The 14,523-nt window shown below is 54.6% G+C and carries 14 protein-coding genes and 1 tRNA gene; 4 read left to right on the forward strand and 11 right to left on the reverse strand.

Features of this window, described 5'->3' with window-relative positions; genetic code table 11:
• Positions 1-7 precede the first annotated feature (7 nt).
• Positions 8-2,197, forward strand: coding sequence for an NACHT domain-containing protein (locus HU765_RS09245; RefSeq protein WP_186619839.1), 2,190 nt, complete (start codon positions 8-10; stop codon positions 2,195-2,197).
• A gap of 85 nt (positions 2,198-2,282) precedes the next feature.
• On the opposite strand, the gene HU765_RS09250 is transcribed toward HU765_RS09245, so the two are convergent.
• From HU765_RS09250 to HU765_RS09300, 11 genes are all read right to left on the reverse strand, one after another.
• Entirely contained in the window at positions 2,283-2,648 is a 366-nt protein-coding gene (locus HU765_RS09250) for a histone-like nucleoid-structuring protein, MvaT/MvaU family (RefSeq protein WP_186619840.1), read from the reverse strand.
• A gap of 232 nt (positions 2,649-2,880) precedes the next feature.
• Complete coding sequence (locus HU765_RS09255; RefSeq protein WP_186619841.1) at positions 2,881-3,810, reverse strand: chromosome segregation protein SMC; 930 nt, start codon at positions 3,808-3,810, stop codon at positions 2,881-2,883.
• A gap of 97 nt (positions 3,811-3,907) precedes the next feature.
• Positions 3,908-6,814 (reverse strand): DUF927 domain-containing protein, encoded by a 2,907-nt coding sequence (locus HU765_RS09260; RefSeq protein ID WP_186619842.1) that lies wholly within the window; start codon positions 6,812-6,814, stop codon positions 3,908-3,910.
• On the reverse strand, positions 6,811-7,083 hold the full coding sequence (locus HU765_RS09265; RefSeq protein ID WP_102901546.1) for a DUF3077 domain-containing protein: 273 nt from the start codon (positions 7,081-7,083) through the stop codon (positions 6,811-6,813). The genes HU765_RS09260 and HU765_RS09265 overlap by 4 nt, the downstream gene beginning before the upstream one ends.
• A complete protein-coding gene (locus HU765_RS09270; protein WP_186619843.1) occupies positions 7,080-7,364 on the reverse strand; it encodes a hypothetical protein in 285 nt (94 codons plus the stop codon). Before HU765_RS09270 ends, HU765_RS09265 begins: the two co-directional genes overlap by 4 nt.
• 528 nt (positions 7,365-7,892) lie before the next feature.
• On the reverse strand, positions 7,893-8,198 hold the full coding sequence (locus HU765_RS09275; protein WP_186619844.1) for a hypothetical protein: 306 nt from the start codon (positions 8,196-8,198) through the stop codon (positions 7,893-7,895).
• The gene (locus HU765_RS09280) at positions 8,195-8,803 is read right to left on the reverse strand and encodes a hypothetical protein (RefSeq protein ID WP_186619845.1); all 609 of its coding nucleotides are present in this window, start codon (positions 8,801-8,803) and stop codon (positions 8,195-8,197) included. The genes HU765_RS09275 and HU765_RS09280 overlap by 4 nt, the downstream gene beginning before the upstream one ends.
• The gene (locus tag HU765_RS09285; RefSeq protein ID WP_186619846.1) at positions 8,800-9,120 is read right to left on the reverse strand and encodes an AlpA family phage regulatory protein; all 321 of its coding nucleotides are present in this window, start codon (positions 9,118-9,120) and stop codon (positions 8,800-8,802) included. The genes HU765_RS09280 and HU765_RS09285 overlap by 4 nt, the downstream gene beginning before the upstream one ends.
• Positions 9,121-9,208: 88 nt before the next feature.
• Positions 9,209-10,048 (reverse strand): hypothetical protein, encoded by an 840-nt coding sequence (locus tag HU765_RS09290; RefSeq protein WP_186619847.1) that lies wholly within the window; start codon positions 10,046-10,048, stop codon positions 9,209-9,211.
• Positions 10,049-10,327: 279 nt separating this feature from the next.
• Positions 10,328-11,569, reverse strand: a complete 1,242-nt coding sequence (locus HU765_RS09295; RefSeq protein ID WP_186619849.1) for an integrase arm-type DNA-binding domain-containing protein — start codon at positions 11,567-11,569, stop codon at positions 10,328-10,330.
• A gap of 164 nt (positions 11,570-11,733) precedes the next feature.
• Positions 11,734-11,818 (reverse strand) — tRNA-Leu (locus tag HU765_RS09300).
• 108 nt (positions 11,819-11,926) lie between these two features.
• Between HU765_RS09300 and queA the strand changes: the two genes are divergently transcribed.
• From queA to yajC, 3 genes are read left to right on the forward strand one after another with little or no spacing between them, the layout of a single operon-like run.
• Positions 11,927-12,991, forward strand: a complete 1,065-nt coding sequence (queA, locus tag HU765_RS09305; RefSeq protein ID WP_186619852.1) for a tRNA preQ1(34) S-adenosylmethionine ribosyltransferase-isomerase QueA — start codon at positions 11,927-11,929, stop codon at positions 12,989-12,991.
• Positions 12,992-13,005: 14 nt separating this feature from the next.
• The gene (tgt, locus tag HU765_RS09310) at positions 13,006-14,121 is read left to right on the forward strand and encodes a tRNA guanosine(34) transglycosylase Tgt (protein WP_160768392.1); all 1,116 of its coding nucleotides are present in this window, start codon (positions 13,006-13,008) and stop codon (positions 14,119-14,121) included.
• A gap of 43 nt (positions 14,122-14,164) precedes the next feature.
• Positions 14,165-14,503 (forward strand): preprotein translocase subunit YajC, encoded by a 339-nt coding sequence (gene yajC / locus HU765_RS09315; protein WP_007916913.1) that lies wholly within the window; start codon positions 14,165-14,167, stop codon positions 14,501-14,503.
• Positions 14,504-14,523 lie beyond the last annotated feature (20 nt).

Genomic DNA, 14,523 nt, shown 5'->3' on the forward strand with positions numbered 1-14,523 from the left:
TCGGAACATGCCAAGCATTACTGAGGTTAATTATACTCAGGGTAATAGGGAGATGGGGGCTGACTTTGTATTAACAAAGTATGATGAAATCCTGATGGAGCAAGACTACGTCGGTGTAATTGTAAAATCCACTCCTATTAAGCAAAATCATGAAGATGTTCGACGGCAAATTAGAGAATGCGAGCACCGACGTCCAATTGAAGGTGGTAAGAAAGAAATATTCTTGAACGAGATCTGGATAATAACAAGTCAGGATATTACTCGTTCAGCTCAAGACAGTATTCATCACGAGCATAAGAATACAAAAATAAAATTTTTCGATTGTGAGAAGTTAACGCATTTGATTGATAGGTTGTACTCGCGGTACTGGGATTTTTCAAACTTCAATATCAATCAGTATGTTGCGAAGCAATTAACAATGATTGATAGTTATGGCGCGGATCATTCGTTGATCCCTCAAAAATTTGGCCATATAGAAATAATTCAACAAATTGTCAGAATTCCCCCAGAATTCAATCGGAAGTTCCGTAGAAAGCCGGCGATTCCTGTTGTGTTGTTAGACGAGTTGAAGAAAAACAGATTTATATTCATTCAAGGTAGCATGGGTGCGGGTAAGTCAGAGCTTGTAAGGGCTACCGCGCGAAAGCTATGTGAGCGCCAAACTCTGGATGAATTCAATGTTATTCCTTACTTTACGACATTTAGAGAAATCCGGGACAAGGCTAAATCGCTTCCTGAGATTGTTTCCCGAGTGGAGGCCGAGCTGAATGAAGAGAATAAGACGATTGTTTTGTTCATTGATGGATTGGACGAGACGGACGAGGATATGGAGGAAAAAGTCCGTTTTTTATGCGAGTCTGCGGTTTCGATATCCCCGCTAACTCACGTAAAGATGGTTGTTACATCCAGAATAATCCAGCAGGAAAATCATCAGGAAAAACTCGAAAAGCATTTTGATCGATATAATATTTGTGACTTGTCGCACTCGACTATCATAAATTTTATCGAGACACTTTGTGGTCAATTGAAAGTTAGTTCAAAATTTAAGGAGGATCTGCAAACATCTCCGTTAATGAAAGCTCTTCCTAAGACCCCGTTAAGCGCTATATTGTTAGGGCGATTAGTGTCCGAAAATATCAAGGAGTTGCCCTCGACATTGCCGGAATTGTATTCTAAATATACAGAGCTAGTGTTAGGTCGTTGGGATCTCCAAAAAGGCAATGGTTCCGAAAAAGAGTATGAGACGATCCAGCGAATAATTTCATTTGTAGCAGGGTACATGACTGAGAATGATCTCGAGTTTTTGGGGGTCGTAGAGCTTGAAGGTATTTTTATTGATTACCTTAAAGTGCGGCGCACTGGGCAGGATCCAAATCTTCTAATACGATCTTTTAAAAAGAAAACAGATATCATTGGTTTTGATCCCGATAGGAATGCGATATTTTTCAAGCACAAAACTTTCAAAGAGTTTTTCTATGCAACCTTGCAGTTTCAACAAAAGGGGTTGGAGGCGCCCATTAACAAACCTTTCGATTTGTATTGGCAAGGAACGGAATATTTTTATCTGGGGCTGGTGAAGGATGCGCCTCATAGGATAGAGCAGATAAGTAGGTTGACACCCGAGAATGAACTCGAATCTTTGGTAAAGTTATCATCTTTGTCCGATTTTCTTTTAGCGGCTTATCAAACACCGTACAAGGAGATTGAGACTGCGCTAAGTCGCGTCTTGGTAGATGCGGCTATACTATATGATGATGTTGTAAATAAGAAGAAAGACAGTTGGCTGAGGCAGTTACCTGAGCTTCAAATTCTTTGTCTCTTAACGACAGCTATTAAAAAATCGTACTCTTACGAATTTTTCCTGCCTGCACTGCATGAGTCAAAAATATTAGCGGAACTTGATGCGACGTTAAGTGCTGATCAAAAAAATGTGCTTTTGTTCTTCATCGATTCGGTGTTGGCAAATTTGAATGATGATCAGGCCTTTGTTTCTCTTGTGGAAACATATGAAGGTTCCTTGAGTTGGACACTTAAATTAGGAATTGATTTTTCCTCCCAGGATGCCAGTTTTATAAACTCTGCTACAAAGCAAATACAGAAAAAGATAAATAAATCAACTAAAAATAATAGAAATTTACATAGTTATATTTTGGAACTTCAAGATCGCCCGCTTAAAGACAGAAAAGATTTGGCGTAAAGCTATCGGAGCTCTTGAGCGTAGTTTTCTTGTTTTTCTAACTCAATAAAAAAGGCCCGATAGGGCCTTTTTTAGACGATGCTAATTATTTTTTCAACCATCCTTCTACGACATCGGCTCCATGCTTTGCTTTCCACTCTTTCAAAACTTTGTGATTCCCGCCTTTGGTTTCGATCATTTCACCGGTATTCGGGTTTTTGTAGACCTTGAGCTCACGTGGTTTTCGTGTGCTGACGGCCGGGGCTGCGGCTGTACGCCTCGCCGTGGTTTGCGGCTCTAGAATGTCGACGATATGCTTCAGGCTAAAACCGTAGTGTTCGAGCAGCTTGCGCAGCTTCGTTTCGAACTCGATTTCTTTCTTCAGTCCGTCATCACCTTTCAGTGCTTCCAGTGCCTGGAGCTGCTCAGCGAGGTGTTTTTCCAGCTGGCGGTATTCTGCGAGTTTAGACATTGTCTTTCCTTTTCGAAGTGGTCGTACTTAGTTATTAGGATAAAATGAGCTGGTTATAGTTCAGCGCTATTTTCGACGGTTCAGTTGGCTGTCAATGTGCGCAATTTCCGATTTAATCGCGTTAATGGTCAGCGTTTGTATTGGACTAGCTTTGCGCGGCCCTGAGTTGATGGTCGTCAGCAGGGCAGTTAGATGGGCCTTCCGAGTTATGAGCGTTTCAGACCAACTGGCGCTATTCTGTATCGGCTTGTTCATTACGTTCATCCTTACGTTGTTCCAGATCGCTCATAACTTCAGGTTGGTTCGGTGTCGCTAAGCCGTCGAGCCGGAACAAGTCCTGCGCGCAATACTGACGCGAGCGAGCTGATAGCTCTTCCCATGTCCACTTTCCAAAGTTCTCGCCTTGCTCCGGAACGGTGAGTTTCATAAGTCCAATCTGGTCACGGCCGATCAGGTTGTAATTCGCCCAAAGCTTTCCGCCCACCTCGAACAGCGTTTTTGCGGCCTCGTTCCATTGCTCTTCAAGTACCGTCTGCGAAAGCAACAGGGCATTGCGCTCTATCTCTTTGTGCTTTACCTGTGCTTCTGCGATGTATTTATCTACGGTGACCAGCTCCTGCTCTAGGGCTGTCATGATCAGGTGTTGGCGACGATTGTGTTCGGTGGCCACGGTGAGGTTCTTCGCAGCCTTTTGCGCATCAGTATTGGCTGTCTTCTCGCCTTCGATGTCGCCCCACGCTACAGCCTGCGCGTACGCCGTGGCGGCGTCCGTTTCGGCTTGGCGAGCTTTTGCCATGTCCTCTTCCGCCTGCTGCTGAATTTGCTCCAAGCGAGTGCTGAGGCTCTGACGTTTTTCCCTCAATTCCTGCTCATCAGCGGTCCAGTTATCCATCGCTTCGATGTACCCCGCCATCAGGGAATCGCAGTTGTCGAGGTTTTCTCGGCGACTGATTCGCCGGTCCAACAGATCTGCATTGAGATTGCGCGAGTCGAATTTGCCTTTCAATTCGCTGTACTTGTCCCGCAGTTCGCGCTGGCGATCCGGTTCGATATCCTCGTCGTTTTCCAATATCGTTTCGAGGGGCAGCATGTCGGCGCGGAGCTGTTGTGCCTCGCTACGCAGTTGGTCGCGACGGTCTTTCAGGTCTTGAATCTCGTTCATGTATTTAGTCTCTGTTCAATTCGATTGTGGGTTGGTTGGTTGAGTGGCTGGCGAGGCCGGGGAAAAGCCGGCGCTACCTCAATCAGCAGAGATGCCCTCAGGCAGCCCGAGCCTCGCTCTCATCCATTCCCGGAATCGTGTTTACGATGTAGCAGCGTTGTGTGCCTAGGCCCGGCAACCGCACCAAACTCGACGCCTTACCGTCATTCCCCGGCTCAAGGACGCCGCGCCGTAGAAGCTCTTTGTTCACCGCATTGATGTTCATGCCCCGGAAGATCTCCGAGCGCCATGCTTCAGGCAGTACGTAATAGGTGTTGGTGGTGTGCAGGGCATCGCCCAAACCGTGCTCCAACGTCTTACGAAAACCGAGTCGGTCGATGGTGCGCGGCCCGTGTTCATCGATTTTTGCCGCCGCCGATTCCCAGCGCGTGAAACGGCTTTCACCAAAGCGCTCGATGACCTGGCGCAGCCGCGCCAAGATCGCATCGCCCTCGAAGTTGCCAGCACCGCCGCGCTCGTTCATCCATGCGTTGAGGCACACGCGAGCAGCGGTGGTGGCGGTCCCGTCGGGCCAGCCGGTTATTCCCATCGCGGTGGCCAGCTCGCCCGCGGCGGCGGCGAGACCGAAGCGAGCGGCGGCTCGGTGCGCTTGTCCGCTGGCCGATGCCGGTAATGACTGGGCGATAAAACCTTCCAACGTGCGGCGCAGGATGGCGGACCATCCGTGACGCTTTCCGGGTTCACATAGCGCCGTCAGGAAGGCCGTGAGTGGTGTGCCGTAGTACTTCGTTACGCGAGCTTTGAGCGCGTCGGACAGCGCGGCCGCATCTTCGAAACCGTTAAGCACATCGAACATGCCGAGGCCCTTGCTGGCATCGGCTGGGACAGCGAGCATGCGCACTTCCATACCCGCCTTCAGTTCCTTGTTCGCTTCGGCCATGTGCTGCGCCAATGTTTTCTCCCCGGTGGAGAGAAATAGCAGGCGCCACTCCTGTACCTGGCGGCCAGCTTGCCCTCGATCGTTGGCGCGTGCCTTGCCGGTGCCGTTGCCGAGCATGTACACCGTCTCGCCGATGATGCGGGGGTCGCACATGCCGATTTCATCCAAGACCAGAAGGCCGTCGGAATGAGCGGCGGCGATGGATTCGAGCGCGTTGTCGGTCGAGCGCCACGAACGCACCAGACGCGGCCCGCCATAGATCGAGGCGGCGACTTGTAAATGCGTGGTCTTGCCGCCGGAGCTGTCGCCGTACAAGTGAAAGCCGCCCGACTCATGGCCAAGCATGTGCAGCAGCGGCCCCGCGAAGGCTACGCCGACGACAAACGCCAAACGGTGATTACCGATGCACAGCGCGCCGATCTTTTCCTGCCATTGCTCAAGCGTGCCGGCTTCGCTGATTGGCGGAAGTTGCGAACCGGCTTCGTAGAAGTGCAGGTGCTCGCTGTGCGCACCTACCTGCTGCTCGGGCAGAAGAAACGCAGTGTCATGCCAACCCAAGCGCGTGACCAGTCGTGCCCTTCGGGCGCTGTCGAAGCTGCCGAGATAGCTCTGCAAGTCATTGCGTGCATTGCGCCCTGACCGACTGCCTGCGAGGCGTAGCCCCATGTCCACCAGCGGCCCGAGCACGTCTTTGCCGAAGTCACCCGTCATGGTGCGGGCCGGGATGTTCCAGCGTTTCTTGGCGCCGTCGGGATCGTCGAATTCAACCAACAAACCCCAGTTCTGACCCTTGTCGTCGCGAGTACGGGCGAGGATCTCCAGTGGTGAACACACTGGACGCGCTTCACCGTCCTCACCGGCATAAAACACACCTTCGGACGTGAGTCGAAAGCCGCCGGGCATCAGGTCGGTTTTCGATTTTGTCGGACGCTTGGCTGCGGGTTTCATCTTCGCGTCCGGCTTGGCTTCAGTTTGCTCCGGGGATGGTTTTTCCTCGACCAAACCAAACAGCTCGCCGCTGCTTTGCAGCTCGGCGAAATGCGCGGCTGTCCAATTTTTGGTGAGCGCATCGGCGGCGTCATCACCGTCATCCCATTGACCACCTTTGGAGAAAGCGGCGCGGCCACTTTTCAGCGTGGGCTTACGTTTGAACGAGTCCAGAGCGATGAAACGGACCGAGTCGACGCCGATTTCGCGCAGCTTCTCGGCGACGGCCTCCATGCATGCTTTACCGCTGTTGTCGTTGTCAGGCCACAGCAGCACGTCTCGGCCTTTCAGCGGTGTCAGGTCGGCTTTGTGCCAAGAGTTGGAGCCGTTCGGCCAGCAGGTGGCCACGTGGCTCGGCAGCAGTTCGGCGGCAGCGTCGGCAGCTTTTTCGCCTTCGCACAAAACTACCGGTGCATCACTACGTTGAGCCAGTTCATCAAGTCGCAACAGCGGACGTGGATCGGGCAGACCCTGCCAGCGCCATTGCTTGATTTGGCCATCGGCGCGCTCGCACCATGTAAGGGGGGCAAAAACCTTCTTCGGCTTGCAGCCCTCATCGGGCGCGAGGTCGAAGCGATAGAGCGCCATAAGCGGCTGACCTTGAGCGTCACGGTAGATCCACACCTTGGACGGTGCGCCGTGCTGCCGATGCTTGGCCGGGCACTTGTTCATGGCCTCCGCTGGTATCGGCTGAATGGCAATCCACTCAGGTGCCTTTGTTTTGGCAGGAGCTGTCTTCGCATGGGCGGCGCCGGGCGACACGTTGAGCAATTCTGCGAGTTGGTTGCAGGCCTCGATGTCGGTGCCGCCGTCCAGATAGCGCACCAAATCAATCAGGTCGCCGCCCTTGTCGCCGGTGGCAAAGTCGGCCCATGTGCCTTTGCTCAAACTGATCTTGAGCGAACCGGCGCGCTTATCGCTGCGGGTCGGATTTGGAGCGGTGTATTCCTTGCCGCCGTCGACGCGCTTGCCGTTGGGCAGCCAGTGCGACAAGACACGATCAATGTCTTTCAGCGCGGCGGCTTTCACGTCGGCAAAACTTGGACGTTTCGTGTTGCTATTCGGGCGCTGGCTCATGTGTCAGCCCTCGGCAGAAACAGTGCGTCGTTGATGTCATCAATCAGCGCTTTGGCCATCTCGCCAAGGTACAGAGCAGGCCAACTGAAACGTTCACCGCTGTCACTCATGGCGGCGTCGAAGTTGAGTTGGTTGGCGTGATGCTGCAGCAGGGAAACCATCTCCAGTGCATCCTCGACCGGTACTCCGGCATTGACCCGGAACAACTTCAAGTCGGAGGCATTTACGCGAGTAAATGTGGCGTGACCGAGTGTGGTGGAGGTGTTCATAACGCACCGCCTTTTTGCATGGCGGGTGTCGAGGTGGTGTCACCGTGCAAGGCGAGGGTTTTGATCAGGCCGAGGGTGCCGCGCACGTCCCAAAGGATGGCTGCAATAACGTGGTTTGCGAGGCGGGGTGACTCGCTGTCGAAGTGATCTTCAAGCAGCGTCAGCACCGAGTCGGCTCGCGTAATAGCGCAGGTGATTGCGTCGATGGGCACGCCGGCTTCTGCGGTCGGATTCACGCAGAGCAGGTCTTCGGGCAGGGCGAAACTCAAAGCGTTGTTCATTGGGCACCGCCTGCGGTTTCGAGTGCGCGGGCTTTGGCCATGTGAGCGTTGTAACGGGAGAGGCGTGTAGCGAGGCTGGAATTGGCGTGTAGAGCGGCGAGAGCCATTGCACGGTGTGCAGCGGCGCGAATTTTGGACGGATTGAGGGCGTGCATCTGGCGAAGCTCCTATTGTTGAGGAGCTGCCACGTTCGTTACCAAGCGAATGGGTGGCAGCTGTGCGCAGGTTGGTAAACCGGGACAATAGGAACCCGGCAGACCCGAAGGTCTCCCACGCACAGCCGCCATAAAACGGATTTGCGGGCGCAAAAAAAGCGCCTGCAAAAGAGATATGGGCGCTGTTGCGCCTATTGTTCAACGGGTTACCAAGCCCGGTCACTGAGTTTGCAGCGACGGCCAAAGAGTAACGTCCGTTTTTCGAAAGTGCAACTGCGCTGATGGCTTGCGGTTTCTTCAGGTGCGGCATAAATTGTTCGTGCATGTAGATTGACCTCAACGCCTCCGGATCGCCCCCGGAGGCGTTTTCGTTTCAGGCATGGGCTTCCCAGCGCAGGGAAAGAAGGGGCAGGAAGCCACCCCTGAGCATCGAGCGGGCGTCTTCGTAGGCGTGAGTTTGCTGGCCTTCGTCGACGACCACGGCCCCGGTCTTTTCGCAGTGGAGAGAGAGGGCGCACCAGGTGCCGTCCGCCCAGCTCAGGACACTGACTATGCGACCTTGCTTTTCCTGTCGGCTGCGGTGGCGTTCAAGGCGCTGCATGAGGCGAGTAGAGAATCCGATCCGGCGCAGCACGGAGAACGGATGCATCAAGGCGTTATCCGCGATCCTGCGATTCATGCTGCCTCCTGCGCATTAGCGAACAGTGGAGGCGGTGTTTCGCCTTTGAGCCAGGCGAGGATTTTGCTGTCTTCAACACAGCGGCGACGGTGTACAACGGCCATTTGCTCGCGGCGTTGTGCGAGACACTCCTCGACATAACCGTTCAGGTCGGAGGTCAAGCGCATATCTTGATGAGCGCGCTCGGTTGTCGTCTTCTCGACGGCAAGATCCTCATCCGTGATGCGTTGCCATACCGCCGGATCGTTCGCGAATCCCGCTGATTGATCGACAAGCCAGTAGGTAACCCAGTCGGTCATGCCGCGCGATTTCAACGAGGCGAGGCGGCTTTCGCTCATAGCAAAATAGCCGGAGCCGTGAACGCTCGAAAACTCTCTGCGCACCGCATTTTTGCGGATCAGTTCGGGCAATTCCCAAGGATTGGCTTTGAGTGGAAGTACGAGACCGTCAGGGCTGAAAAAGAACGCTTCTTGCTCTTCGCCGTTCCAGCTCACGCCCGCAATAGTGCGATGGCGCCAGTTAATTTCACCAGGTTGATAGAGGCGGAATCCGATGCTGTACGAGTCAAAGAATGGTCCCTTGAAAGGGCAGTAATTGCGCTTCATGCGGCCACCTGATCCCGGGCCTCGATGCGGCTTTTGACCCAGCTCTGGACTTCAGAAAGAACCCACGCGACAGGAGCTCCGCGTGCGTTGCTATTGCTCAGTTTTACCGGTCGTGGAAAACCACTTTCAGGGCACTGCATCAGCTTGTATAGAGTCGAGCGCTTGAGTCCCGTAGCGATCTCAAGACGCGGCATGCGAATGAGGGTAGTGGCGGGATCAAACGGAGTGGCTAGATCTGGTACGGCGGAAGTAGAGTCAAAAGGATTAGCAAGATTTGAAAAGGTTGGAGCGGGGAACTGGGTGAGGTTCTTTGTCATTGGTATTGCTCTCGATTGGTTTGGACGAGAGCAATGGTCTAGAGATTGGGCGCCGGTGAGCAGTTCACTTCCATTTGAAATTTCAGGTTTACACCACGAAGTTGCGCTTGAGAATTGCCTCGACACTTTTACGAGACAACGCCTTTTCGGTTTCAAGGGCGATCCACTCAGGGCGCTGCGCGGGTGGCTTTGCAACTTCCTGCTCGAGCCAGGAATGTACCTTCGAGGTGATATCCCTGTGTGACATGCCGCTCGCCAAGTAATGAAGGGCCTGCTTAGTGATAGCAGCATCGCGAGTGGTCATGTCTTGAGCTCGCCCTATCCCACTGACGACGCCACCTTTCTTGCGAATGGCGTTTTTGATAGCCCTATCTGCGGTTGGGGTCAGCTCATCATCGATAAGGCAGGGAAGTGAAGTAATCGGCTCCAGATGAAGCGCGTATTGCTCGAGCGCCTCAATGCGTTCCCGCGGGTCAATCTGAGTCTCGACGAAATTACAGTAGAAGCTCCAAGGCCAGTCGGTCGGATGCTTCGACACGTATGACCAGACCTTCTGATCGGCTTCACGCATCCAGTCGCTCAAAATGCCGAGTGCCTTCACAGCGCAGGCCATGATGTAGGCCGCATGTGCCTCTCGATCCGAAGCAGCGTGACAACCGCTGTATTGACGAACCCAGTGTGCGAGGCGCGCTCTGTGGTCGGTAGAGGCGTACTGGAAAATGGTTTCCTCATGCATGGTCGCCTTGATGCACATGCTGCTGAGATCGCTGCTGATGCCGCTGCTCTGGATGCGCTGGCAACACTGATCGATCAAGTAACACACATCAGTGAGCTGTTCACGGCACAGGGCATAAAGCGACTGGTCCGATAGGAAACCCCTCAAGCCAGACGTGAGTGCCGAATGCGCGATGCTTTGGTTAGTAGTCATTGGTCAGTGGCTCGCGCATCGTCTGCGCTTTGATCCCGCGCCCTATATTTTGCGAGCGTAACCAGCGAAACCCCTCTTCAGCACGCGGTGAGCAGCGGCCCGCAGTGGGGAAAGGGCTCGTTTTGGCGTTACACATTTGTGCCGAGTTACACCGGGAGTAGGGAGCGCCGCGCATTCGTGTAACGGACTCGAAAGCCAATGAATTCGGTCGTTTCGCATAGGTCGTTACGCGAGTAACACCTGTAACACCGCTTTTGGAGGAAGTACGGATGTACGTGCTCATACCACCTCATCAAGAGGTGCGTGAGTGAGATTACCAGCAGCCAACTGATCTAGGTAATCCGCGTACCACTGCATCATTTTCACTCTGTGATCGAGATATTGAGCCTTGTTGTAGATCCCAGAGATTCCCTCTTCTTTGTGAGCTAGCTGCGCTTCTACGTGTTCTTTTGGCCAACCGTGTTCTCTGAGCAAGGTACTAGCGGTGTGGCGAGTTCCATGACCGACCAAACGACCTTTATAACCAACCGTTGCGAAGACTTTGTTGATGGTGTTCTCACTGATTGTCGGGTTCTTGGCTCCGACGCCCGGAAACAACCACCGACTGCGGCCTGTTAGACATTGGAGTTCTTTAAGAGCGGATAACGCCTGCTTGGGAAGTGGGCACACGAAATCCCTGCGCATCTTCATTTTGGCGGCCGGTGTCGTCCAGATGGCTTTATCAAGGTCGAACTCTTTCCATTCGGCCAAGCGGACCATTCCCGGTCTCGATGCCGTCCATATGCAGAGCCATGCTGCGGTTCGGGCCGTTAGTCTGCTGGGTGTGTGTTTTAGCGCGATCAGAAAGTCGCCAAGTTCAGGTTCCAGCAAATGAGGATGCTGTTGCGTTTTCGGTGCTTGAGCGGCGATATCGCGAAGTCGGCTTCCCGGGTCGTTCTCGGTCAGGCCTAATCCGATGGCTCGACCAAAGATTTGATTGATCCAGGTGCGACACTTTTCCGCAACGTTATGAGCGTCTCTCGCTTCTATGGATGCTTGCAGATCTGCGCAATCTGTCCGAGTGATTTCGTCGAGAGGTTTGTCCCCGAGCGCTGGGAGAATGTCCTTGTCGAGGTATGTACGAATCTTATTGAGGGTGGACGGAGCTAGACCCTTTTCTTCTTTCGCCTTTAACCAAGCATCAGCAGCAGCTCGGAAAGTTCGCGTTTTAGCTGCATCTATTGCCGCTTTTGCTGATCGCTTTTGCTCGAGGGGGTCAGCGCCACTGCTTACTACTTTGCGTAGCTCGGCAGCTTTGTCTCTGGCTAGCGCGCCGCTTACCTCTGGGTAACCCCCCAGCCCCATCCACGCCCAATTACCCGCCGGGCGTTTATAGCGGAGCTGCCAAGATTTGCCCCCATCAGGTTTGACCCTGAAGTAGAGGCCATTTCCATCCAGCTCCCGGTATTCCTTTGATTCCGGCTCCAGCCCCGCGAGTGTGGTATCTGCCAGAGGCCGACGCTTGATGTCTGCGCGCTTCATCCTTGTATCCCAAAGTTCGGTATTTTTCTCAGGATACAAGCAGGGATACAGGGATACAACGGATAAGGATGGACAGGGGTAGACAGACAGACACAAAAAAACCGGCCAAGTGGCCGGTTTCTTTGGGTCTGAGAGACTGGTAGAGACTCTCAGATACTGCTATGTGGTGCCCCGAGGGAGACTCGAACTCCCACTCCTTTCGAAAACGGATTTTGAATCCGCCGCGTCTACCAATTCCGCCATCAGGGCTCAATGGCGGCGAAGTATAGAGAGGTGATTACCGTTGGTCAATCACGTTTCATGGTCAATTTTCGATATTTCCGCTAGACTTTCCGGCCCTGCTAGACGAACCCCATCATGCGCGTTGCTGACTTTACTTTCGAGCTTCCTGATTCGCTGATCGCCCGCCACCCGTTGGCCGAGCGTCGCGGTAGTCGCCTGCTGACCCTCGATGGGCCGAGCGGCGCCCTGGCACACCGTCAATTCACTGATTTGCTTGAGCATTTGCGCCCGGGCGATTTGATGGTGTTCAACAATACCCGGGTGATTCCGGCGCGGCTGTTCGGGCAGAAAGCGTCCGGCGGCAAGCTGGAAATTCTCGTCGAACGCGTGCTTGATGCGCATCGCGTGCTGGCCCATGTGCGTTCCAGCAAGTCGCCGAAGCCGGGTTCGAAGATCCTTATCGACGGCGGTGGCGAAGCCGAGATGCTCGCGCGTCACGATGCGTTGTTCGAGCTGGGTTTTGCCGAGGAAGTGTTGCCGCTGCTCGACCGCGTCGGGCACATGCCGTTGCCTCCTTATATAGACCGCCCGGATGAAGGCTCGGATCGCGAGCGTTATCAGACCGTGTACGCCCAGCGTCTGGGCGCAGTCGCGGCGCCGACGGCGGGGCTGCATTTTGATGAGCCGTTGATGCAGGCGATTGCCGCCAAGGGCGTCGAGACTGCGTTCGTGACGTTGCACGTGGGCGCGGGGACGTTCCAGCCGGTGCGCGTCGAGCAGATCGAAGATCACCACATGCACAGCGAGTGGCTGGAAGTCGGCCAGGACGTGGTCGATGCCGTGGCGGCGTGCCGTGCGCGCGGCGGTCGGGTGATTGCTGTGGGCACGACCAGTGTGCGTTCGCTGGAGAGTGCGGCGCGCGATGGTGTGCTCAAGCCGTTCAGTGGCGACACCGACATCTTTATCTACCCAGGCCGGCCGTTTCATGTGGTCGATGCGCTGGTGACCAATTTCCATTTGCCGGAATCCACGCTGTTGATGCTGGTTTCCGCGTTTGCCGGTTATCCCGAAACCATGGCCGCCTACAAGGCCGCCGTCGATAACGGTTACCGCTTTTTCAGCTACGGTGATGCGATGTTCATCACCCGCAATCCCGCTCCAACTGCCCCTGAACAATCAGGCCCAGAGGAAACACAATGAGTCGCGAATGTCGAATGTCCTTTGAGCTCCTGGCCACCGATGGCAAGGCCCGCCGTGGTCGCCTGACGTTCCCCCGTGGCACCGTCGAGACCCCGGCGTTCATGCCGGTCGGCACCTACGGCACGGTCAAGGGCATGTTGCCGCGTGACATCGTCGCCACTGGCGCGGAGATCATTCTGGGCAACACCTTCCACCTGTGGCTGCGTCCTGGCACTCAGGTGATCAAAGAGCACGGCGACCTGCACGATTTCATGCAGTGGAAAGGCCCGATTCTTACCGACTCCGGCGGCTTCCAGGTGTTCAGCCTCGGCGCGATGCGCAAGATCAAGGAGGAGGGCGTGACCTTCGCTTCTCCGGTCGATGGCGCCAAAGTGTTCATGGGCCCGGAAGAGTCGATGCAGGTGCAGCGCGATTTAGGCTCCGACATTGTGATGATCTTCGACGAGTGCACGCCGTACCCGGCTGACGAAGACGTCGCGCGCGTGTCGATGGAGCTGTCGTTGCGCTGGGCCCAGCGTTCGAAGAATGCCCATGGCGATAACACCGCGGCGCTGTTCGGCATCGTTCAGGGCGGCATGCATGAAAATCTGCGCATGCGCTCGCTCGAAGGCCTCGACAAGATCGGCTTCGACGGCTTGGCCATCGGCGGTCTGTCGGTGGGCGAACCGAAGCACGAAATGATCAAGGTGCTGGATTATCTGCCGGGCCAGATGCCGGCTGACAAACCTCGTTACCTTATGGGCGTTGGCAAACCGGAAGATCTGGTTGAGGGTGTGCGCCGCGGGGTGGACATGTTCGATTGCGTGATGCCAACCCGTAATGCCCGCAATGGGCATCTGTTCATCGATACCGGTGTGCTGAAGATCCGTAACGCGTTCCATCGCCATGATGAATCGCCGCTGGATCCGACCTGCGATTGCTATACCTGCCAGAACTTCTCGCGTGCTTATCTGCATCACCTGGACAAGTGCGGCGAAATGCTCGGCAGCATGCTCAATACCATCCATAACTTGCGCCATTATCAGGTGCTGATGGCTGGTTTGCGCGAGGCTATTCAACAGGGTACATTGGCCGCCTTTGTCGATGCCTTTTACGCCAAACGCGGACTTCCCGTCCCGCCTTTGGACTGAGTTTTCTGACCCCAAGATTCAACATTTGCAACTGGAGTGCTAAATGAGCTTTTTTATCTCTAACGCCATGGCTGACGCAGCTGCACCGGCTGCTGCAGGCCCAATGGGCGGCGGCTTCGAGTGGATTTTCCTGGTCGGCTTCCTGGTCATTTTCTACCTGATGATCTGGCGTCCACAGGCCAAGCGCGCCAAAGAGCAGAAGAACCTGCTGAGCAGCCTGCAAAAGGGTGACGAAGTTGTGACCACTGGCGGCATCGCCGGCAAGATCACCAAAGTTGCCGATGACTTCGTGGTGCTGGAAGTGTCCGACACCGTTGAAATGAAGTTCCAGAAAGGCGCCATCGCCGCCACGCTGCCAAAAGGCACGCTGAAAGCGATCTAAGAGCAACAACTTCTACTCAA

It is taken from the genome of Pseudomonas sp. SWRI81 (assembly GCF_014268545.1).
GTDB lineage: Bacteria > Pseudomonadota > Gammaproteobacteria > Pseudomonadales > Pseudomonadaceae > Aquipseudomonas > Aquipseudomonas hamedanensis.